A 20,806-nucleotide genomic window follows, 5' to 3' on the forward strand; every position below is an offset into this window, starting at 1 on the left:
GCCGCATGCGGAAAGCTAAAGTCGGCGCCGGATTTTCCTGTAAGCCCGGCCGATATCCGGGCGCTTTCAATTTTCCGGGAGTGTGTCATGACCAAGTCGAAACTGCTGCTGGCCGGCCTGCTGGCCCTTGTCCTGGCGCCCGTCGCCGCTTTCGCGCAGGCATTGCCCGACCTCGGCGGCAAGAAAGTCGTGGTGGTGACCGAGAACGCCTATCCGCCGCTGCAGTTCATCGACGCCAAGACCGGAAAGCAGATCGGCTGGGAATACGATGCGATGAACGAGATCGCCAAGCGGTTGAACTTCAAGGTCGAGTACCAGAACACGTCCTGGGACGCGATGATCCAGGCGGTTTCCGACAACCAGTACAATATCGGCATGACCGGCATCACCATCAAGGACGACCGCAAGGAGAAGGTCGATTTCTCGGACCCCTATATGCGTTCGGAACAGTTCATGCTGGTGCGCGGCGATGAAAGCCGTTTCACCGACGCCAAGACCTTCGGCGCCTTCAAGGACGGGTTGGTCGGCGCGCAGCCGGGCACGACGCCGTTCTACACCGCTGTCTACAGCGTGCTCGACGGCAACGAGCAGAACCCGCGCATCAAGCTGTTCGAGACCTTCGGCGCCACCGTGCAGGCGCTGAAGTCGGGCGACGTCGATGTGGTGCTGACCGACGGCACCGCCGGCAAGGGCTATGTCGACGCGTCCGAGGGCAAGCTGAAGCTGATCGGCGGGCCGCTCGGTTCGGAGGATTTCGGCTTCATCTTCCCGAAGGGCTCGGACCTGGTGAAGCCGGTCAACGCGGCGATCGCGGCACTGAAGGCGGACGGCACGTTCGACGCGCTGAACAAGAAATGGTTCCTCGACTACAAGATGGGGCAGTAGGTCCTATTGTTGCTGCGGCCTCTATCAATCGCAGACGTCGATAAATGGACGCTGCCGCTGAATCTGCCAATCTCCCCCCTTGCGGGGGAGATGCCCGGCAGGGCAGAGGGGGGTGTGAAGAATCGCAACGCTTCGGTTTCAAATTTTTCCAAACAGAACCCAGGCAGAGGCCGTGGCTGTGATTCGCTGACAGGCCGGAGGGACAGCACCCCCCTCTGTCCTGCCGGACATCTCCCCCGCAAGGGGGGAGATTGGCAGCTTTTGCGAAGGCGTCTGCTCGCCAGCGTTGGGAATTGATGCCGCCGTCCTCCTCCAAACCCGAATTTCCCTGGTGGCTGGCCGTTGCCGCGGTGCTTGCGCTGGTGGCGGCGCTGTTCATCGCGGCCAGCGATCTCTATGCGCAAGTGTTCGCAACCGTCGCCAAGGGCATCGGCATCACCGTCTTTGTCACCGTTGTCGCCTTCGCGCTGGCGTCCATCATCGGCCTCGGCATAGCGCTCATGGGCCTCTCAGGCTCGCAATGGATGCGGCAGATCGCCCGTTTCTATGTCGAGATCATCCGCGGCGTGCCGATCCTGGTGCTGTTGTTCTGGATAGCTTTCGCCGGCGCGCCGGCCTTCGTGGCGGCATGGAACGCGCTGACGGCGCCGTTGCAGAGCGCCGGGCTGATTGGCGAACTGCTGGTGCGCGACGTGTCGCTGCTTTGGCGCGCCATCATGGCGCTGACCATCGGCTATTCAGCCTTCATCTCGGAAGTTTTCCGCGCCGGCATCCAATCCGTCGAGAAGGGCCAGATCGAAGCGGCCAAGGCGCTTGGCCTCAACCGTGTGCAGCGCTTCCGGCTGATCGTGTTTCCGCAGGCGATCCGCACCATCCTGCCACCGCTCGGCAATGATTTCGTCGCCCTGGTCAAGGATTCCTCGCTGGTCTCGGTGCTCGGCGTCGCCGACATCACCCAGATGGGCAAGGTCTACGCGGCCGGTTCGTTCCGCTTCTTCGAAACCTATTCGATCGTGGCCTATATCTACCTCATCCTCACCGTCGGCCTGTCGCTGTCGCTGCGGGCGCTGGAGCGGCGCCTGCGCCGCCAGCACGAGGAATAGTTTTTCGGCCAGGACAGGGTTACGATCCCGGCAACGTAGAACCGGGAGGTCTCATGATTGTCGACAAGGCCAATGCGGCGCTGGATTCCGTCTATGGCGCCGATACACCCGAAACATTGGCGCAAGCCTATGCCGCCTGGGCCGCGACCTATGACAACGAGACCGCGTCGCTGGGTTATCTGCTGCCGTTCCTGATCACCGCCTGGGTGGCGCGCCATGTGCCGCAAGGCGAGGGGCCTCTGCTCGATGCCGGCTGCGGGACCGGCCTGTCGGGGCCTTCGCTCAAGGCGCTGGGCTATGGCGACATTGCAGGTCTCGACCTGTCCGACGACATGCTCAGGATCGCCGGCAGCCGCAATGCCTATGGCGACTTGAAGCAGGCGATGCTGGGCGACACACTGCCGTGGCCGGACGGACATTTCCGGGCCTTTTTCTCGACAGGCGTGTTCACCATCAGCCATGCTCCCGCATCGGGGCTGCATGAACTGGTGCGCATCACGAAAAAGGGCGGCCACGGCATCTTCACCGTGCGCGACCAGGTGTTCGAGAGCGGCGGCTTCCAGTCCGTGTTCGACGACCTCACGCAGCAGGGCAAGTGGCGGCCGGTCGAGCACAGTCCATGGTTCCGCTGCTACGCCATCGCCGAACCGGACGCGCTCGTGAAGACGTTTGTCTTCGAGGTGCTCTGATTATCTAGCGTTCGGCTTTGGGCGGCCGTCTGGCAAGGCGCTCGCCCAGCGCCGCCATGTCGTCCAGGAACCAGAGTTGGTCGCCGCGATTGGCCTCGCGCACGAAATCGGCGAACGCCTTGCTTGCGGCCGCGTGCCGCGAGACGTCGCCGAGGATCGCCAGGCGCACGCCGTAGTTCACGCATTTTTGCGACCATTCTCCGGCAATGCCCGTCCTGAGCTCGAAGAAGTCGGCGGGCAGCGCGGACGTGGAAATCGAAACCCAGTCCGGATTGTGCGCCGATGCGTCGCCGATGAGGTCGAGTACCCTGGGCGCGCGATTGTCCTCGCCATGCCATTCAAGAACGCGATGGCCGTGGATGTCCGTGAGCGTGTTCATGACCGGTATCTCCAAGATCGCGCCCAGTGATATGGTTCGAGGGCCCTGTCAATGCCGGTCGCGAAGCAGGTACGGCGCAATTGCCGAAATCGGCAAACATTGATATGAGCAGGCGCATGGAAGAGCTTTTTGGCGATCCGGCTTACAAGGGGTTCGTGCTGCAGGACAGAAAACGCCTGCCGTCGCGCTTCTCCGCGCGCGTGTCCGGCGCGCTGACCAGCCGACTTACCTAGGCCGACCTGTCCAGGTCGTCGCGCCGGGGATTGCCCGGCACATGCTCTTTCCCATTCTCATATCGACGGATTTACGCACATGAGCGCACCGCGCACCCTCTACGACAAGATTTTCGACGACCATGTCGTCGACCGCCAGGACGACGGCACCTGCCTGCTCTACATCGACCGCCACCTCGTCCATGAAGTGACCAGCCCGCAGGCTTTCGAAGGACTGCGCATGGGGGGCCGCAAGGTCCGCCATCCGGAAAAGACGCTGGCCGTGGTCGACCATAACGTCTCGACCTCGCCCGAGCGCAAGTTCGGCATCAAGAACGAGGAAAGCCGCATCCAGGTCGAGGCGCTGGCAAAGAACGCCAAGGATTTCGGCATCGAATACTATTCCGAGAACGATATCCGCCAGGGCATCGTCCACATCATCGGTCCCGAGCAGGGTTTCACCCTGCCCGGCATGACCATCGTGTGCGGCGACAGCCACACCTCCACCCACGGTGCATTCGGCGCCTTGGCGCATGGTATCGGCACGTCGGAGGTCGAGCATGTGCTGGCCACGCAGACGCTGATCCAGCGCAAGGCCAAGAACATGCTGGTGCGCGTCGATGGCCAGTTGCCCGAAGGCGTCACCGCCAAGGACATCATCCTGGCCATCATCGGCGAGATCGGCACGGCGGGCGGCACCGGCTATGTCATCGAATATGCCGGCGAAGCGATCCGCTCGCTGTCGATGGAAGGCCGCATGACGATCTGCAACATGTCGATCGAAGGCGGCGCTCGCGCCGGCCTGATCGCGGCCGACGAGACCACCTTCGCCTATGTCAAGGACAAGCCGCGCGCGCCGAAGGGCGCGGCCTGGGATGCCGCACTCGCCTACTGGAAGACGCTGCAGACCGACGAAGGCGCGCATTTCGACAAGGTGATCGTGCTCGACGCGGCGAAGCTGCCGCCGATCGTCTCGTGGGGCTCTTCGCCCGAGGATGTCGTCTCTGTGCAAGGCATCGTGCCGAACCCGGACGACATCACCGACGAAAACAAGCGCACTTCCAAGCAGCGCGCGCTCGACTATATGGGCCTGACGCCCGGGACAAAGATCACCGACATCGCGCTCGACCGCGTCTTCATCGGCTCCTGCACCAATGGCCGCATCGAGGATTTACGCGCCGCTGCCAAGGTGATCGAGGGCAAGACCGTCAACCCGCGCGTCAATGCCATGATCGTGCCGGGCTCCGGCCTGGTCAAGGAACAGGCGGAAGCCGAGGGCCTCGACAAGATCTTCCTCGCCGCCGGCTTCGACTGGCGCGAGCCGGGCTGCTCGATGTGCCTGGCGATGAACGACGACCGGCTGAAGCCACATGAACGCTGCGCCTCGACCTCGAACCGCAACTTCGAAGGCCGTCAGGGCTTCAAGGGCCGCACCCATCTGGTGTCGCCGGCGATGGCGGCGGCGGCGGCGATCGCCGGCCACTTCGTCGATATCCGCGACTGGAAATAAGATCGCAGCCTTAGCGTTTCCGAAGGCTCCGGACGTCAAACCCGAACCGCGACGCGGTTCGGGTTTTTTCTTGCCCCGGGGCTGCCCGCAATCTCGCGAAAACCGTCGCCGGGCGACGTTTCGACGAGATTTCCGCCGCATATGCGCTTTCGCTTAACCGCTTGTTTGGCCTTATGCCCTAAGGTCTTCCCCGACGTAAGTGAGGGGAAGTCACGGTCCTTTGGACACCAGCCTGTTCATAGCGCTGCTCAATCCGACGATCGCGCTGGCCCTCGGCGCGGCGTTCATCGTGCTGTGGTTCTATCAGCGCCATCGGCCCTATCTTGCGGTGCTGGGCATAAGCTACTGCGTCTCGGCGCCGGGCTTCCTTTTCCAGTATTTCACCTTGCCCATCGGCCTGGCGCTGACCAAGCTCATTTCCAACATCTTCTTCACCGTCGCCGCCTGCTGCCTGTCGGGCGCCATCGTCGCCCGCTATGGCAGGCAGGTGCCCCGCCTTGGCATCTGCGTGCTCGCTGGCGGCGGGCTGGCGTCATTCTCCTGGTTTCTCTTCATCGACCCCGATCTCACCTGGCGCATCCTGGCGATCAACTTCGCCTTTGGCGGCCTCAGCCTGCTCGTTGCCGCCGAACTGCGGCCCGTGCGCAACAACGGTCCGACGGAAAACATCCTGTTCGTGCTGTCGCTGCTGTCGAGCATAAACTTCTTCGTGCGCACGCTCGCCGTCGTGATCGTGCATGGGCCGTTCGTCAGTTACGACGGCTTCTACAATTCGTCCTACTGGACGACGGCGCTGTTGTCGCATGCGCTGCTGTCGTTGCTGATCGCGCTCTCCCTGTTCACCGCCGCGGCGCTCGACGTGATGCGGGCGCTGAAAACCGAGACCCACACCGATCCGCTGTCGGGCCTGCTCAACCGGCGCGGCTTCGAGGAGCGGGCGGAACTTTTGCTGCAGCGCTGCGCCGCGGCAAAGTTCCCGGTGGCGCTGGTGCTGGCCGACCTCGATCATTTCAAGGCGCTCAACGATCTGCACGGCCATGCCGCCGGTGACCGTGTGATCGCCGATTTCGCCAGCAAGCTGCGCGCGGCAACGGGCGCGCGGGGCGCCGCGGGGCGCATCGGCGGCGAGGAATTCGCGGTGCTTCTGCCGTTGACGGACCTCGCGGCCGCGCGGCTGTTCGCGGAGGCCGTGCGCGCGCTCTACTCTGCCGGCAGCGTCGACGGGCTTCCCGCCGGCACCAGGGTGACCGCCAGCTTCGGCGTTGCGGCGCGCAGCGGCGAGGAGGCGCTGGAGCCCCTGATGCGGCGGGCCGACGACGCGCTCTACAAGGCCAAGAAGAACGGCCGCGACAGCGTGCGCCTGTCCTATGAAAGGCCGGAAACTATCTTCGTGCCGGAGCAGCTCAAGGCCGGCTGACCGCGCCTTCGTTAACGTCTTTTTCGCCCGTCGATGCTTAGGTGGAGACGGGATGCGAGAAGAGATGAGCGGCGCCAATTTCATATTGCTGATCAACCTGTCCGTCGCCGGCTTGCTGGCGGCGGCCTTCGTGGCTGTCGCCTTCCATGGCGCCAGCCGGGCGCCGGCGCGCTGGCTGGCGACGGGCTACGTGCTCGGCATGGCCTATTTCGCCATCGAATTCAGCATTCCCGCCTTCGAGGACGCGCGGCCGGCCGTGGTCGCCGCCTTCGCGGTTTTCCTGGGCGCTACCATCGCCTTCAATGGCGGACTTGCGCACAAATATGGCGTCGCGCCGCCATGGCCGCCGATGCTGTTCTTCCTCGTCGTCACCACCGTCGCCGTCTATGTCGCGCAGGATCTGCCGCGCCAGTCGCTGTCGCGCATGATGGCCTACCAGCTTCCCTATGCCGCCATGCAGTTCGCCGGGCTGGCCATCGTCTGGTCATCCAGGCAGAGGCCCGCCATTCTCGATCGCATCCTGATGGCCGTGCTTGCGGCCAGTGCCCTGCAGTTCGCCTCAAAACCGTTTATCGCGCATGCGCTCGGCGGATGGGGCGCCAATCCGCAGGCCTATCTGGAGAGCAGCTATGCGCTGGTGTCGCAGTCGCTCGGCACCGTCTTCGGGCTGGCGCTGGCGCTGGTCATACTCGCCATCCTGGTTCGCGACGTGCTTGCCGAAATGACGTCGAAATCGGAGATGGACACGCTTTCGGGATTGCTCAACCGCGGCGGCTTTACCCGGCAGGCGGAAATGGCGGTGCTCGGCGCGGCGCGGCAAGGCGTGCCCGTGACGCTGGTCATCGCCGATCTCGATCACTTCAAGGCCATCAACGACAGTTTCGGCCATGCGGCGGGCGATCGCGTGATCGAGACCTTCGCCGGCCTGTTGAGCGAGGCCGCCGCCGGCCATCACGCCGCCGGCCGCATCGGCGGAGAGGAGTTCGCCATTATCCTGGCGGGAACCAACCTTGCCGCGGCACGGCTGTTCGCCGAAGGCACGCGCAGCGCTTTCGGCACGCTGCCGATCGAGGGACTGCCGGCGGACAGCCGCTGCACGGCGAGCTTTGGCGTCGCCGAGCTCCATGCCGGCGAGGGGTTTTCCGGGTTGATGCGGCGTGCCGATGCAGCGCTCTACCAGGCCAAGAACGGCGGACGCGATTGCGTGCGCGTCTCCGCTGGACCAACCCTGGCCGAGATCGCGCCCGTCGCGGCGGGGCGCCGATCGTAGTCGTCGCCGGGCGTGCGGGCCTCGTTCAGCGGCAGGGGCTGAGTTGCGGCATCTCGCCGTCGGAAAGGCCGTACATGTAGCTGCGGCCCTTCACGAACACCGGCGGCCGGTAGCAATCGCTGTAACCCGATATTTCGTCGGCCTCGTTCTGGTAGATCACCTTGGGCTGGCCGGCGCTGGTGTAGTCCGACAGCCGCTTGGCGAGCTTGCCTTCGCCAACGATGATGCGCTTGTAGCCGGCCGCGCTGTCGATGACGAGATTGCCGAAGGAATCGGCATAGACACGATCCTGATGGCGGCCGTCGGCCATGGCCGGGGCGGCGAGGCTGGCGGCCAGCGCCGCCGCGATGAGCGCCGCAAGGCGCGATCTGCCGAAGTTCGAACGCATGGCGTCTTCCTTGTCTGGGGGCCGGGACGCGTCCCGCGTCTCACCCCTGGTTGGATGCACGTCGCTTGCGAACCCGCTGCCGCGTTCCGGTCGACATGCACGCCTCCTCGAATCGGAAATTAACTCTTTCTTAACCTTTGTTAAGAGGCTGACGCGTTGCGCTGCGATGTCTCGTCAAACATGGTTAATTTCAGAGGGCAGGAAAAACCCGGCCGCCATCATTCGGCCATGCTTGCCCACACGATCGCGACCGGCGCGAATTCAGCGTCAGGATTGGTGGGTTCGGATTGGTAGCCGGGGCCTGGTGACCTTGATCTTGGCGCAACATCACGGCTAGTTTGCCGCAGGGGAGGACAGCATATGGCGTTACGCCGCACAGCACGGGTGACGCTTGCGTTTCTTCCGCTGCTCGTCACCATCGCCTGCGTGCCGCAGGACAACACCCCGAAAGCTGCCAACAAGATGGCCGCTCCCGCAACGCTCGCGCCGGCGGCTTCGGCGAGCGGCCCCGTCACCGATGTCAGCGCGCCGCAGCCGCGCACCGCGACCTACAATTGCGGCGCCGATGGCATGATGACCGTCGAGAATCTCGGCAGCTCGGTGCATGTGCAGGGGCCCAATGGCATGAACGAGGACCTGCAGGCCTCGCCGGCCAACCAGAACAGCCGCTACCAGCAGGCGCATGACGCGATTGTGATCGATGGCCGCGAGGCGTTGGTGATGAAGGCGGGGTCGACGCCGGTGACATGCAAGCGCTGACGGCTGTGCCGGCGCCGGGCCGGCATGCTGCACTGCAGCGATATCGAGCCGGCTTCGGGCCGCCAGCCCCTAATCGATTGAAGCGCCGGCACGCCTTTTATTCAGACTAAATTACGTTTTCGAAACGGTTTTCTGGCTTTGACGCGGTGCAAAAAGAGCATTAGAAACCGGCTGTCCGAAGTCGCAACCGGAAGCGGCAATGCCGCAATTCCACATGAGGCGGGAGACGCCGAACTGGGGCAGCCATGAGCAAATCACCAGCCACCCAAGCCAGACGCGAACGGCCGCTTTCGCCGCATCTGACGATCTATCGCCCGCCGATCACGATGACGATGTCGATCATCCATCGCATCACCGGCGGCGCGCTCTATTTCGGCACGCTGCTGGTCGCCGTGTGGCTGATGGCGGCGGCAAGCTCGCAGGCGACCTTCGACTGGGTGAACTGGGCGTTCGGCACCTGGCTCGGCCGGCTCGTGCTGCTCGGCTACACCTGGGCATTGATGCACCACATGCTGGGCGGTGTGCGCCACTTCATCTGGGACACTGGCGCCGGGCTCGAGAAGCACACGGCATCGAAGATCGCCTGGGCGACGCTCGCCGGGTCCGTTGTGCTGACGTTGCTGATCTGGGTCGCTGGCTATTTGGCGCGAGGAGCCTGATCATGAGCGGCAAGAACAATACCGACATGCGCACGCCGATGGCCAAGGTCCGCGGCCTCGGCTCGTCGCATGAGGGTACACAGCATTTCTGGCGCCAGCGGCTGACGGCGCTCGCCAACATTCCCCTGACACTGTTCTTCGTCGGGTTCCTGATCGCGCTGAACGGCGCCGGTTACGCGGAGGTGCGGGCAGCACTCGCCAATCCGTTCGTGGCGCTGGTGATGATCCTTTTCCTGATCTCCGGGCTCTACCACATGCGGCTCGGCATGCAGGTGATCATCGAGGACTATGTGATCAGCGAAGGCCTCAAGCTGCTGACGATCGCGCTCAGCACATTTTTCACTGTAGCGGTCGGCGTGGCCTCGATCTTCGCCCTGCTCAAGCTGGCATTCGGAGGCTGAGTTGGCCAAGGACGCAAAATCAGCCAACACGGCAGGTTATACCTTCGTCGACCACAAATTCGACGTGGTGGTCGTCGGCGCCGGAGGGGCCGGCCTGCGCGCCACGCTCGGCATGGCCGAACAGGGCCTGCGCACCGCCTGCATCACCAAGGTGTTCCCGACCCGCTCGCACACGGTGGCGGCGCAAGGCGGCATCGCCGCATCGCTGTCCAACATGGGCCCGGATTCCTGGCAGTGGCACATGTACGACACCGTCAAGGGCTCGGACTGGCTGGGCGATGTCGACGCCATGGAATATCTGGTGCGCGAGGCGCCGGCGGCGGTCTACGAGCTCGAGCATTATGGCGTGCCGTTCTCGCGCACCGAGGAAGGCAAGATCTACCAGCGGCCGTTCGGCGGCCACATGATGAATTACGGCGACGGTCCGCCCGTGCAGCGCACCTGCGCCGCCGCCGACCGCACCGGCCACGCCATCCTGCACACGCTCTACGGCCAGTCGCTGAAGAACAACGCGCAGTTCTTCATCGAGTATTTCGCGCTCGACCTGATCATGGAGCCGGACGGCACCTGCACCGGCGTCGTCGCCTGGAACCTCGACGACGGCACCATCCATCGTTTTTCGGCCAAGACGGTGGTGCTGGCGACCGGCGGCTATGGCCGCGCCTATTTCTCGGCGACCTCGGCGCATACCTGCACCGGCGACGGTGGCGGCATGGCGGCCAGGGCCGGCTTCCCGCTGCAGGACATGGAGTTCGTGCAGTTCCATCCGACCGGCATCTACGGCGCCGGTTGCCTGATCACGGAGGGCGCGCGCGGCGAGGGCGGCTATCTCGTCAATTCCGAGGGTGAGCGCTTCATGGAGCGCTACGCGCCATCGGCCAAGGATCTTGCCTCGCGCGACGTCGTCTCGCGCTGCATGACGCTGGAAATCCGGGAAGGGCGTGGCGTCGGCAAGAAGAAGGATCATATCTTTCTCCACCTCGATCACCTCGATCCGGCGGTCTTGCACGAAAGGCTCCCGGGCATTTCGGAATCAGCAAAAATCTTCGCCGGCGTCGACCTGACCAAGGAGCCGATCCCGGTGCTGCCGACGGTGCACTACAATATGGGTGGCGTGCCGACCAACTACTGGGGCGAGGTGCTGAACCCGACGGCGAAGGATCCCGACAAGGTGTCGCCCGGCCTGATGGCGGTGGGCGAGGCCGGCTGCGCCTCGGTGCACGGCGCCAACCGGCTCGGCTCCAATTCGCTGATCGATCTCGTCGTCTTCGGCCGCGCCGCGGCGATCCGCGCCGGCCAGGTCATCGACCGCAAGTCGGCCATCCCTTCGCCCAACGAGGCCTCGGTCGAGAAGATCATGGATCGCTTCGACAAATTGCGTCATGCCAACGGCTCGACGCCGACGGCGGTGCTGCGCGAAAAGATGCAGAAGGCCATGCAGGAAGACGCCGCCGTGTTCCGCACGCAGGAGTCGCTGGAGAACGGCTGCAAGCGCATCTCGGAAATCTGGGGCGAGCTCAAGGACATCAAGGTCTCCGACCGCTCGATGATCTGGAACTCCGACCTGGTCGAGACGCTGGAGCTGGAAAACCTGATGGCCAACGCCATCACCACCGTCTATGGCGCCGAGGCGCGCAAGGAGAGCCGTGGCGCGCATGCACGGGAGGATTTTTCCGCCCGCGACGACACCAACTGGCGCAAGCACACGCTGGCCCGGCTCAGCGAGGACGGCAAGGTGACGCTGAGCTACCGGCCGGTGCACACCGAGCCGCTGCTGGCCGAAAAGGACGGCGGCATCAGCCTGGCCAAGATCGCGCCGAAGGCCCGGGTGTATTGATATGGCACCGGCGGCAGCGGGATATTCCGGCAAGCCCCTTCCGGCCAAGCTCGGCCTGAAGGACGGCATGACGGCCGCCTTCATCGCATTGCCGCCGGAACTCGACGATCTCGCCCGGGCCGTGGATTTCGCCGGGGTCGACCGGCTGGCCGACTGGTCCGGCATCTCGGGCGCCCACCAGAAATACGATGCCGTGCATGCCTTCACCCGGCAGCGCGCCGAGATCGAGGATCGCCTTGGCGATGTGGAGGCGGCGATCAGGCGCGATGGCATGGTCTGGGTCTCCTGGCCCAAGAAAGCCTCGAAAGTGGCCACCGACGTCACCGAGGGCGTCGTCCGCGCCGAGGCGCTGAAACGCGACCTTGTCGACGTCAAGGTCGCCGCCGTGAATGAAATCTGGTCCGGGCTGAAGCTCGTCATCCGAAAGGACCTGAGGTAATGGTCGAACTCACGCTTCCCAAGAATTCGAAGGTCCAGCAGGGCAAGACCTGGCCGAAGCCGGAAGGCGCGACCAATTTGCGCGAGTACCGGATCTACCGCTGGTCGCCGGACGATGACGAGAACCCGCGCATCGACACCTATTTCGTCGACATGGACGATTGCGGACCGATGGTGCTCGACGCGCTGTTGTGGATCAAGAACAAGATCGATCCGACGCTGACCCTGCGCCGTTCCTGCCGCGAAGGCATTTGCGGCTCGTGCGCCATGAACATCGACGGATCCAACACGCTGGCCTGCACCAAGGGGTGCGACGACATTTCCGGTGCGGTCAAGGTCTACCCGCTGCCGCACATGCCCGTCATCAAGGACCTGGTGCCCGACCTCACCAATTTCTACGCCCAGCACGCCTCGATCCAGCCCTGGCTGCAGACGGTCTCGCCGACGCCCGCCAAGGAATGGCTGCAGAGCCATGAGGACCGCGAAAAGCTCGACGGGCTCTACGAGTGCATCCTGTGCGCTTGCTGTTCGACCTCCTGCCCGAGCTACTGGTGGAACGGCGATCGCTATCTCGGCCCGGCGACCCTCCTGCAGGCCTATCGCTGGCTGATCGACAGCCGCGACGAAGCCAAGGGCGAGCGGCTCGACAATCTGGAAGACCCGTTCCGGCTCTACCGCTGCCACACCATCATGAACTGCGCGCAGACCTGCCCCAAGGGCCTCAACCCGGCCAAGGCGATCGCCGAGATCAAGAAGATGATGGTGGAGAGAAGGGTCTGACGCCGACGTTACCCGCGGACTTCTCCCAGGACGCCGTCGCGGCCATCCGGGCGCGGCTCGATCTTGTGCGAAGCCAAGGTGTGGAAATCCTGTTTGCCATCGAGAGCGGCAGCCGCGCTTGGGGATTTCCCTCGCCCGACAGCGATTATGACTGCCGCTTTGTCTACATCAGGCCGGTGTCGGATCACCTCGCGCTGCAACAGCCGCGCGACGTGATCGAGTTTCCGATCGAAGGCGAGATCGATGCCGGGGGCTGGGATCTGCGCAAGGCCTTGCTGCTGGCGCTCGGTGGCAATGCGGTCATCGTCGAATGGGCAAAATCGCCCATCGTCTATGAGGAAGTCACGGGATTTCGCGCGCGGCTGCTCGACCTGCTGGCCGGGATCGTCGATCCGGGAAAGGTATCGCACCACTATCTCGGCCTGGCGCGCTCGCATGTCGCCAAGATCGGTAGTTTTTCCGGCGAGGTGAAGCTGAAGAAGCTGTTCTATTTGATCCGCCCGCTGGTCGCGCTGGACTGGATGGAACAGCGTGGCTTTGCCGACCTGCCGCCGATGAATCTTGGCGAATGCCTTGACCAGACGGACGTGCCGGCGCCGGCAGCAGAGGAAATCCGGGGGCTGATCGAAAGGAAAAGCCAGACGCGGGAGATGGGGTCCGGTGTCATCCCGACGGCAATCGCGCACTACCTCGAAGCGCGCTATGGTCACCACGAAATGAACCTCGCCGCCACGATCAGGGATGAGGCCCGCCAAGCGCGCAAATATGCTCTTGCAACTGAATTTTACCGCCGGGAGGCTGAACAATTTCCATGAGCGAAGACCTTCCCATTCTGTCTCCCGCCGAGGCGCGGGTGCTTGGATGCCTTATCGAGAAGAAGGAACTGACGCCGGACGTCTACCCGCTGACGCTCAACGCGGCACTCGCCGCCGCAAATCAGAAGACGGCGCGCGAGCCTGTCATGGCGCTGGAGCAGACGGAGGTGCACCGGGCGCTCAAGCTGCTCGAGCAGAAGGGGCTGGTGCGGCAGATGTTCGGTTCGCGGGTGGAGCGTTACGAGCATCAGATGGCGCAGCGCTTCTCGCTGACCACGCCGCAGTCCGCGCTGCTCGGCCTGCTCCTGCTGCGCGGACCGCAGACCGCGCATGAGCTGTTGGCGCGAAGCGAGCGCATGGCGCGGTTTTCCTCGATCGAAGACCTGCGCGGCGAACTCGACATGCTGATCGGCCGCCGGCCGCCGCTGGTTCAGGAGATTCCGCGTGGCCCGGGCCAGCGCGAGGACCGCTACGTGCATCTTTTGAGCGGCGCGCCGCAGATTGCGCCAGCCGCGGTGTACCAGGCCCAGCCCTCGCCGGCCTCGGATCTCGAAGAGCGCATCATCGCCCTCGAAGAGGAAGTCGCGAGGCTGCGCGCCAGCATCGAAGCTCTGACTGGCAAAGGTTCCTGACGGCCCTTGGACGCCGGCGGAAAGGGCGCCAAGGCTCGACCGCCTTACCGCCTCACCTTCGCCGGCCCGCACCGGATTGACGCCGACGCGGCCGGACAGGCCGCAGCATAGAACCGGCGCGCCAGGGAAAGGCGTCGCGCGCCCTTGCCAGCCTCATGGCTGACGCTCTCCGGCGCGCGGCGGCAGCTTCAGGTCGCGATGATCGGCAACGGTTTTGCCGAGGGCGATGGACAGCAGATAGACGCGCGGATTGAAGCCTGCCGATGCGAGACCCGACAGTGTCTTCAACAGTTGCAAATGATACATCGAACCCCCTCGTGGTTGTTTGCGACGCGTCTCCGTACGGGAGCGCGCCGCAAGCTAGGGGGATTGAAGAGGGGCAGCTTGGACGCAGCGGCCCTAAAAGCGGTCAAAACGGCCCTGTATTGACGTTTTGGGCGCTCCGGCGCATATGAGCGCCCTCGTAATCGACCGTGATCCTTTCCAAAAACCGGCCCCCCTTTTGGAAATCATGGTCTGAGGCATGGGGGTGCCGGTGACTGCGACGATGAAGGGGCCGTCCGCCGCGTTCAGGCTGACGACGGACATGGTTTCGGAGCGCGACCGCGTCGAGGTCATGCGTGAGGTCTATGGCCGCACCGTGCTCAAGGTCGACCTCGATCCGCTCGGTCCCACCCGGGTCGACATAAAGGTGCGCGCCTTGCCTGGTCTCGGCATCGCTACCGGCACCTGTTCGGAATTCCGCGTCCATCACTCGACGTCGCTGATCGAAAGCGATGACCTCATCCTGCTGGCGGCCCTCGATGGCGCGAGCGTGATGAAGCATCGCGGCCGCGAGGAGGCGGTCGGCAATGGCCAGGCATTGATGATGAGTGGCGAAGAGGTCGGCCTCAACCTCATCCAGCCTGGCGGCCTTCGCTTCGTCAATATGAGCTTTTCGCTGAAGCAGCTTTCACCGCTGATCGGCGATCCGGCCCAGGTCCTGATGCGGCCGCTGCCTGCGGGCAGCGGGGCGATGCGGCTGCTGCTCGACTATGTGCAGTCCATCCAGGATGCCGGCGACGCGCTGACGCCGGAGGCCTTGCACCTGGCGACGACGCATATGTTCGATCTCGCCGCTTTGGCCATGGGTGCGACCCGGGACGCGGCGGAAATCGCGCGCGGACGCGGCGTGCGCGTGGCGCGGCTGCGCGCCATCAAGGCCGACATAGTAGCCCATGGCGGGCACGGCGATCTTTCGGCCGAGGATATCGCCCGCCGGCACCGTCTTTCCGCCCGCTACGTGCGCAAGCTGTTCGAGGGCGAGGGCATGTCGCTGTCGGACTTCATGCTGCGTCAACGCCTGCTGCGCGCGCATCGCATGCTCTCGGATCCGCGTCATGCCGGCCGCAGCATCACCGCGATCGCCTTCGAGGCCGGCTTCAACGACCTGTCCCATTTCAACCGGGCTTTTCGCCGATGCTACGATGCAACGCCTTCCGATGTGCGGGCCGCCGCGTTGAAGGACTGATCTTCAAGATGCGAGCGCCAGCCCGAAGCCGGCGCTCGCGATCGCGCCGTCCCGCTCAACCCAGCCTGGCGTCGAGCGATACCTTGATGGCGCCGAGGGCTTTCGAGACCGGGCATTCGGCCTTGGCTTTTTCGGCCAGTTCCTTGAATTTCGCGGCATCGATGCCGGGCACCTTGCCGACCAGCGTGATAGCGCTGCCGGTAATGCCGGTGCCGGGGACCAGCGTCACCACGGCCTTGGCGTCGAGTTCGGCCGCGGGCGTGCCGTTCTCGGCCAGGAAGTGCGAAAGCTGCATCGCGTAGCAGCCGGCGTGGGCGGCCGCGATCAGCTCTTCCGGATTGGTGCCGGATTTGCCGGTCTCGTCCTGGAAGCGCATCTTGAACGAATAGGGCGCTGCCTTGAGCGCGCCGCTCTGCGTATCGAGCGTGCCCTTGCCCTCGGTGAGATTGCCTTTCCAGACGGCGTTCGCTGTGCGGTCCATGGAGTCCTCCTTGGTTGTCGTGACCTTGTATCGCCGGGTCGAGCCCGGCGTCGGGTCAACTATAGCGCGGGCGTTCGCGAAGACCACTGCGCCGTTTGCAGCACACCACGATGACAGCGCGTCGCATCCCGAAAAAATAATCGTACAAAAATGTCGACTTCCGTCCGGTCAGTCCGTCCTGCGGTTGGCCATGTCATCGGTGGCTGGATGGAGGTTCGCATGGACGATCTGTTTTTCACACTCTGGAAAAGACCTGGGCGCAGCGCCGGGCGAAGGCAGGATTTCTGGCTTGATCCGCCGGCCTCGGGCCTTGGGCGCCTTCTGGCCGCGCTCGCCATAATCGGAGCCTCGGCCTGCCTTCTCGAGCGCGCGGCCACCGGCAAGGCTGACATGCCCGTTACCGCATCCTATGGTTCATCGCAGCAAGGGAGCCCGAAATGAAATATGTCTGTCTGGTCTATGGAGAGGAAAAGGACCTCCACGCCCTCACCGCCGAGCGGGGAGCCAAGCTCAATGCCGACTCGCTCGCCTATGACAGGACATTGGACCAGCAGGGCAAGCTGATCGTCGCAGAGGCGCTGCAGTCGGTGACGTCGGCCAAGACAGTACGGCGTCGCCAGGGCAAGCGGCTGGTCGTCGACGGTCCGTTCGCCGAAACCAAGGAGCAACTGCTTGGTTTCGTCATGGTCGAGGCCGGCACGCTCGATGAAGCGCTCGACATCGCCGCCGGCATCCCGCTGGCCGAAATCGGCACGGTCGAGGTGAGGGCTGTCTACGACATACCGGGGTCCTAAGCGGAGCCGAACCGCGTGAAGTGGATCCGCATCCGGCTCCAGCATCGCCCGCCAGATCAGACTTGTTATCCGCCTAAGCTTCACCAGCCGTGAATTGAATTTTCTCCAGGCAAGGCAACTCACGCGTGTTGAAGCGAGGCGCCAGTTCTCATATCGTCGCCGCGATTTTGAGGGGACCGTGCTATGCCTTTCGTGATTGCTATCCTTGGCGCATTGGGCGCGGCGGCGTTCTGGTGGTACCGGATGAAGGCGATGAACGACGCCGCGCGCGAGGTCGCCGACGTCGTCGGCCGCGTGCAGGGCAACATCAGGCGCAAGAAGCTGCGCAAGCAGGCGGCGCTGTCGCCGCTGACGGCGATCGACGACCCGGTGGTGGCGGCCGCGACGCTGATCACCGCGATCGTGTCCGAGGATGGACCTGTCCTGCCGCAGCGCGAGGCGGTCATCCGCGAGGTGATTTCGCAAATCGCGGACGGCCCGAAGAAGACGGACGAGGCGGTCGTCTACGCCAAGTGGGCCGCCTCGCAGATCGACGACACGACCATCGTCATCGACAAGCTGGCGCCGTTCCTGCGCGAACGCCTCGATCCCCATGAAAGGGAAGACCTGCTGCAGATGCTGAACCGCGTGGCACAGGGCGGCGAGCAGCGCCTGAAGATACAGGACCAGCGGATCTTGAGGTTGCGGCAGAAACTCGGGTTCGAGGTGAATTGAGCTGCGTTGATATTCGAGGTCGTGGCTTCGGGCTCAACTCATCTACAATCGTTTGCGCCGCCCCTACCTGCCTGCCGGCATCCTCTCCCCGTATAGGGACGGGGAGAGGGGCGCTGTATAAGCTATTTCGCCAATCGCCGACGCTGCAAGGAAAACGCCGAGGCTGCGGCCAGCCCTTTCTCCCCGTCACTATACGGGGAGAAATGCCCGGCAGGGCAATGAGGGGCGGCACTGACGTTCGATACTCTGGCCCCTCATGTTGAGCTCACAGTTAGTGCTCCGATCGGCAGCCAGGCGACGCAGCTTCGCTCAGATCGCCTCGCCCTTCAAAAGCCTCGGCGTGCCGGCGGACAGGCCGGAGGCCTGGCGGATGAAGAAATCCTTCACTCTCGGCATGCGCTCGACCAGGCCGAGGCCGATGTCGCGGACGGCGCGCAGCGGGGCAATGTCGTTGGAAAACAGCCGGTTCAGCACATCGGTGGTGACGCCCATCTGCACGGTGTCGAAACGGCGCCACTGCTGGTAGCGCTCCAGCACGTCGAGCGCGCCGATGTCCTGGCCGAGCCGGTCCGCCTCGACGATGACTTCGGCAAGGGCCGCCACATCCTTGAAGCCGAGATTGAGGCCCTGGCCGGCAATCGGATGAATGCCGTGGGCAGCATCGCCGGCGAGCGCGACGCGTGGCGCGACGAAGGCCTGTGCGATGGTCAGGCCGAGGGGCCAGGCGCGTGGCTTGTCGGCGACGCGGATCTCCCCGAGTTGCAGGCCGAAACGCTGCTCGAGTTCGTGCTCGAACACGAGATCGTCGCCTTCCACGAGCGCTTTCGCGTCTTCCGCGCGTTCGACCCAGACGATCGAGGACCGGTTGGTCCCGTCCTCGTCGGGTTTGAGCGGCAAGGTGGCGAAGGGGCCGGCCGGCAGGAAGTGTTCTTCGGCGCGGCCATTGTGCGGGCGCTCATGGGCGACGGTGCAGACAATGCCGGACTGGCCGTATTCCCATTTGACCGTCTTGATGCCGGCCATGTCGCGCAGCCTGGAGTTGACGCCGTCGGCGGCAACCAGCAGCCGCGCCGTCAAGGCAGCGCCATCGGCAAGGTGCACCGTGATGCCGCCGCCATCGGTTTCGAAGCCATGCACCGCGATGCCTTCGATGATGTCGATGCCGAGCTTTTCGGCCCTGGCGCGCAAGGCGCCGTTCAGCGTCCTGTTGGCGACCATGTGCGCGAAAGGTTCGCCCGGCGCGACCTCGCCGCCGAACGTCAGGAAGACCGGACGCACCGGGTCGGAACTGCGCGAATCGGTGATGATCATCTCGGTGATCGCCTGCGCCCGGGGCGCGATCTCGGCCCAGACGCCGAGCTGGTCGAGCATGCGGCAGGCGGCTGCGGCAATCGCCGAGGCGCGGCCGTCCCGCTGCCAGGCGCCGGCAGGCGCCGCATCGACCAGCGCCACGGCAAGGCCCGGCCGGGCCTGCTTGAGCGAGACTGCGGCGGCCAGCCCGACATAGCCGGCCCCGGCGATCAGGATATCGAGCCCGGCTCCGGTCTTGGCGTGCGCCTTGCGTTCCATTGTCCTGGCTCCTTGTGTCCGCCATCTTGTGTGCGCCATCTTGGGGCGCCGGCCCGGCCTGCGCCCTTGACGGCTGGTTCTTCCTGTCGGAAACCGCCATAGCAATTTTGCGGCGAGGTCACAAAACATGACGGCGGCCATGGACGAGCTTCTGCGCATTCTCGACCTCGAGAGGCTGGAACACAATCTGTATCGTGGTCGCAGCCCCCAGGTGGAGTGGCAGCGCGTGTTCGGCGGCCAGACGATCGCCCAGGCGCTGGTGGCGGCGCAGCGGACGGTGGAGCCGGACCGCTTCGTGCATTCCCTGCACGGTTATTTCATGCGGCCGGGTGACATCAAGGTGCCGATCATCTACGAGGTCGACCGCATCCGTGACGGCGGCTCCTTCACCACGCGGCGCGTGCTGGCGATCCAGCATGGCCAGGCGATCTTTTCGCTCGAAGCCTCGTTCCAGGTCGACGAAAAGGGTCTCGAGCACCAGTTCGCGCTGCCCGACGACGTGCCGCCGCCGGAAGGGTTGAAGACGCAGCGCCAGCTGCTCGAAACCGCCGACCGGGTGCCGGAAGCGGTCCGCCGCTTCTGGGCGCGGGAGCGGCCGCTGGAACTGCGGCCCGTCAACCTCCAGCATTACGAAAGCCGCGACAAGCTGCCGCCCCGCCAGAACGTCTGGATCCGGCTTGCCGGACCGGTCCCCGACGACCGCGCCCTGCAGTCGGTGCTTTTGGCCTATCTCTCCGACATGACGCTGCTCGACACCTCGACCTTCGCACATGGGCGCGGCCTGTTCGATCCCGACATCCAGGCGGCGAGCCTCGACCATTCGATGTGGTTCCACCGGCCGCATCCGCTGGACGGCTGGCTGCTCTACGCGCAGGACAGCCCGTCGAGTTCGGGATCGCGCGGTTTCAGCCGCGGCACGCTCTACGCGCGTGACGGCACGCTGATCGCCTCCATGGCCCAGGAAGGGTTGATCCGGCTCAAGCGTTGAGCAGAAGCCGGCGAATTAGGCATTTCGAGAAAATTGCATAATTTTTGAGCAAGTGCTGAGCCTCAGGCTTCGGCACTTGCCGGCTGCGGTCATTCCAATCCCTTTGTTTACAACAGGTTAACACGTCGCTTCGGCACTTGGCACGGAGCTTGAATCCCTTGGAGCACTCTCCGGCTCCTTGGGATCGGTGCAGTCGTGCAAACGCGGGGGACCGCAACAGCAAAGGGTGAAACCTTATGAAAATCGTGATGGCAATCATCAAGCCGTTCAAGCTCGACGAGGTGCGCGAAGCGCTCACCGCTGTCGGCATCCAGGGCCTGACCGTCACCGAAGTCAAAGGCTACGGGCGTCAGAAGGGGCATACGGAAATCTATCGCGGGGCGGAATACGCGGTCAGCTTCCTGCCGAAGATCAAGATCGAAGTCGCGGTCGGCGCCGACATGGTCGACAAGGCCGTCGAGGCCATCACCGCCGCCGCCAAGACCGGCCAGATCGGCGACGGCAAGATTTTCGTTTTCGGCATCGACCAGGCGGTGCGCATCCGCACCGGCGAAACAGACTCCGACGCGCTTTAAG

The 20,806-nt window shown here is 64.4% G+C and carries 23 protein-coding genes and 1 pseudogene; 19 read left to right on the forward strand and 5 right to left on the reverse strand.

Features of this window, described 5'->3' with window-relative positions; translation table 11 throughout:
- The first annotated feature begins 87 nt into the window (after positions 1–87).
- From FFS37_RS08135 to FFS37_RS08145, 3 genes are all read left to right on the forward strand, one after another.
- Entirely contained in the window at positions 88–885 is a 798-nt protein-coding gene (locus FFS37_RS08135) for a basic amino acid ABC transporter substrate-binding protein (protein WP_137930416.1), read from the forward strand.
- A 296-nt stretch (positions 886–1,181) separates the two neighbouring features.
- Positions 1,182–1,988: an amino acid ABC transporter permease gene (locus FFS37_RS08140; RefSeq protein WP_137930546.1), complete on the forward strand. Its 807-nt coding sequence runs from the start codon at positions 1,182–1,184 to the stop codon at positions 1,986–1,988.
- 53 nt (positions 1,989–2,041) lie between these two features.
- Entirely contained in the window at positions 2,042–2,677 is a 636-nt protein-coding gene (locus FFS37_RS08145; RefSeq protein WP_137930417.1) for a class I SAM-dependent DNA methyltransferase, read from the forward strand.
- A gap of 4 nt (positions 2,678–2,681) precedes the next feature.
- Here the strand turns inward: FFS37_RS08145 and FFS37_RS08150 are convergent, their stop codons facing one another.
- Entirely contained in the window at positions 2,682–3,056 is a 375-nt protein-coding gene (locus tag FFS37_RS08150) for a DUF4180 domain-containing protein (protein WP_137930418.1), read from the reverse strand.
- Positions 3,057–3,368: 312 nt separating this feature from the next.
- Here FFS37_RS08150 and leuC point away from each other — a divergent pair, with 312 nt between their 5' ends.
- The 3 genes from leuC (at position 3,369) to FFS37_RS08170 (ending at position 7,465) form a co-directional block, all read left to right on the forward strand.
- Positions 3,369–4,778, forward strand: a complete 1,410-nt coding sequence (gene leuC / locus FFS37_RS08160; RefSeq protein WP_137930419.1) for a 3-isopropylmalate dehydratase large subunit — start codon at positions 3,369–3,371, stop codon at positions 4,776–4,778.
- A gap of 220 nt (positions 4,779–4,998) precedes the next feature.
- Positions 4,999–6,195: a GGDEF domain-containing protein gene (locus FFS37_RS08165; protein WP_137930420.1), complete on the forward strand. Its 1,197-nt coding sequence runs from the start codon at positions 4,999–5,001 to the stop codon at positions 6,193–6,195.
- A gap of 64 nt (positions 6,196–6,259) precedes the next feature.
- Positions 6,260–7,465, forward strand: a complete 1,206-nt coding sequence (locus FFS37_RS08170) for a GGDEF domain-containing protein (RefSeq protein ID WP_137930547.1) — start codon at positions 6,260–6,262, stop codon at positions 7,463–7,465.
- Between the two features lie 25 nt (positions 7,466–7,490).
- On the opposite strand, the gene FFS37_RS08175 is transcribed toward FFS37_RS08170, so the two are convergent.
- Positions 7,491–7,853 carry a hypothetical protein gene (locus tag FFS37_RS08175; protein ID WP_137930421.1) on the reverse strand — a complete coding sequence of 121 codons (363 nt, stop codon included), beginning with the start codon at positions 7,851–7,853 and terminating at the stop codon, positions 7,491–7,493.
- 360 nt (positions 7,854–8,213) lie between these two features.
- Between FFS37_RS08175 and FFS37_RS08180 the strand changes: the two genes are divergently transcribed.
- From FFS37_RS08180 to FFS37_RS08215, 8 genes and pseudogenes are all read left to right on the forward strand, one after another.
- On the forward strand, positions 8,214–8,612 hold the full coding sequence (locus tag FFS37_RS08180; protein ID WP_137930422.1) for a hypothetical protein: 399 nt from the start codon (positions 8,214–8,216) through the stop codon (positions 8,610–8,612).
- A 245-nt stretch (positions 8,613–8,857) separates the two neighbouring features.
- Positions 8,858–9,271, forward strand: a complete 414-nt coding sequence (sdhC, locus tag FFS37_RS08185) for a succinate dehydrogenase, cytochrome b556 subunit (RefSeq protein WP_137930423.1) — start codon at positions 8,858–8,860, stop codon at positions 9,269–9,271.
- Positions 9,272–9,273: 2 nt separating this feature from the next.
- Positions 9,274–9,672: a succinate dehydrogenase, hydrophobic membrane anchor protein gene (gene sdhD, locus FFS37_RS08190; protein ID WP_137930424.1), complete on the forward strand. Its 399-nt coding sequence runs from the start codon at positions 9,274–9,276 to the stop codon at positions 9,670–9,672.
- A 1-nt stretch (position 9,673) separates the two neighbouring features.
- Positions 9,674–11,509 carry a succinate dehydrogenase flavoprotein subunit gene (gene sdhA / locus FFS37_RS08195; RefSeq protein WP_137930425.1) on the forward strand — a complete coding sequence of 612 codons (1,836 nt, stop codon included), beginning with the start codon at positions 9,674–9,676 and terminating at the stop codon, positions 11,507–11,509.
- Position 11,510: 1 nt separating this feature from the next.
- On the forward strand, positions 11,511–11,948 hold the full coding sequence (locus FFS37_RS08200) for a DUF3052 family protein (protein WP_137930426.1): 438 nt from the start codon (positions 11,511–11,513) through the stop codon (positions 11,946–11,948).
- Positions 11,948–12,727, forward strand: a complete 780-nt coding sequence (locus FFS37_RS08205) for a succinate dehydrogenase iron-sulfur subunit (protein WP_137930427.1) — start codon at positions 11,948–11,950, stop codon at positions 12,725–12,727. Before FFS37_RS08200 ends, FFS37_RS08205 begins: the two co-directional genes overlap by 1 nt.
- Positions 12,728–12,807: 80 nt before the next feature.
- Positions 12,808–13,377, forward strand: a pseudogene (locus FFS37_RS08210) (nucleotidyltransferase domain-containing protein); the annotation flags it as partial.
- A 161-nt stretch (positions 13,378–13,538) separates the two neighbouring features.
- A complete protein-coding gene (locus FFS37_RS08215; RefSeq protein WP_137930429.1) occupies positions 13,539–14,174 on the forward strand; it encodes a YceH family protein in 636 nt (211 codons plus the stop codon).
- A gap of 153 nt (positions 14,175–14,327) precedes the next feature.
- Here FFS37_RS08215 and FFS37_RS08220 read toward each other — a convergent pair whose 3' ends face one another.
- Positions 14,328–14,480 carry a hypothetical protein gene (locus tag FFS37_RS08220; RefSeq protein ID WP_137930430.1) on the reverse strand — a complete coding sequence of 51 codons (153 nt, stop codon included), beginning with the start codon at positions 14,478–14,480 and terminating at the stop codon, positions 14,328–14,330.
- Positions 14,481–14,709: 229 nt separating this feature from the next.
- Between FFS37_RS08220 and FFS37_RS08225 the strand changes: the two genes are divergently transcribed.
- Entirely contained in the window at positions 14,710–15,684 is a 975-nt protein-coding gene (locus FFS37_RS08225; RefSeq protein WP_232375602.1) for a helix-turn-helix transcriptional regulator, read from the forward strand.
- 55 nt (positions 15,685–15,739) lie between these two features.
- On the opposite strand, the gene FFS37_RS08230 is transcribed toward FFS37_RS08225, so the two are convergent.
- Positions 15,740–16,165 (reverse strand): OsmC family protein, encoded by a 426-nt coding sequence (locus FFS37_RS08230; protein WP_137930432.1) that lies wholly within the window; start codon positions 16,163–16,165, stop codon positions 15,740–15,742.
- A gap of 437 nt (positions 16,166–16,602) precedes the next feature.
- On the opposite strand from FFS37_RS08230, the gene FFS37_RS08240 reads away from it, so the two are divergent.
- Both FFS37_RS08240 and FFS37_RS08245 read left to right on the forward strand, forming a co-directional pair.
- Complete coding sequence (locus FFS37_RS08240; RefSeq protein ID WP_137930434.1) at positions 16,603–16,959, forward strand: YciI family protein; 357 nt, start codon at positions 16,603–16,605, stop codon at positions 16,957–16,959.
- Between the two features lie 183 nt (positions 16,960–17,142).
- Positions 17,143–17,673, forward strand: coding sequence for a hypothetical protein (locus tag FFS37_RS08245; protein WP_137930435.1), 531 nt, complete (start codon positions 17,143–17,145; stop codon positions 17,671–17,673).
- A 309-nt stretch (positions 17,674–17,982) separates the two neighbouring features.
- Here FFS37_RS08245 and FFS37_RS08255 read toward each other — a convergent pair whose 3' ends face one another.
- Complete coding sequence (locus FFS37_RS08255; RefSeq protein ID WP_137930436.1) at positions 17,983–19,242, reverse strand: ubiquinone biosynthesis hydroxylase; 1,260 nt, start codon at positions 19,240–19,242, stop codon at positions 17,983–17,985.
- Positions 19,243–19,369: 127 nt separating this feature from the next.
- On the opposite strand from FFS37_RS08255, the gene tesB reads away from it, so the two are divergent.
- Entirely contained in the window at positions 19,370–20,230 is an 861-nt protein-coding gene (tesB, locus tag FFS37_RS08260; protein ID WP_137930437.1) for an acyl-CoA thioesterase II, read from the forward strand.
- A gap of 236 nt (positions 20,231–20,466) precedes the next feature.
- Positions 20,467–20,805 (forward strand): P-II family nitrogen regulator, encoded by a 339-nt coding sequence (locus tag FFS37_RS08265; protein WP_137930438.1) that lies wholly within the window; start codon positions 20,467–20,469, stop codon positions 20,803–20,805.
- The last annotated feature ends 1 nt before the right edge of the window (position 20,806 follow it).

The organism is Mesorhizobium comanense, assembly GCF_005503535.1.
GTDB classification, from domain to species: domain Bacteria; phylum Pseudomonadota; class Alphaproteobacteria; order Rhizobiales; family Rhizobiaceae; genus Mesorhizobium; species Mesorhizobium comanense.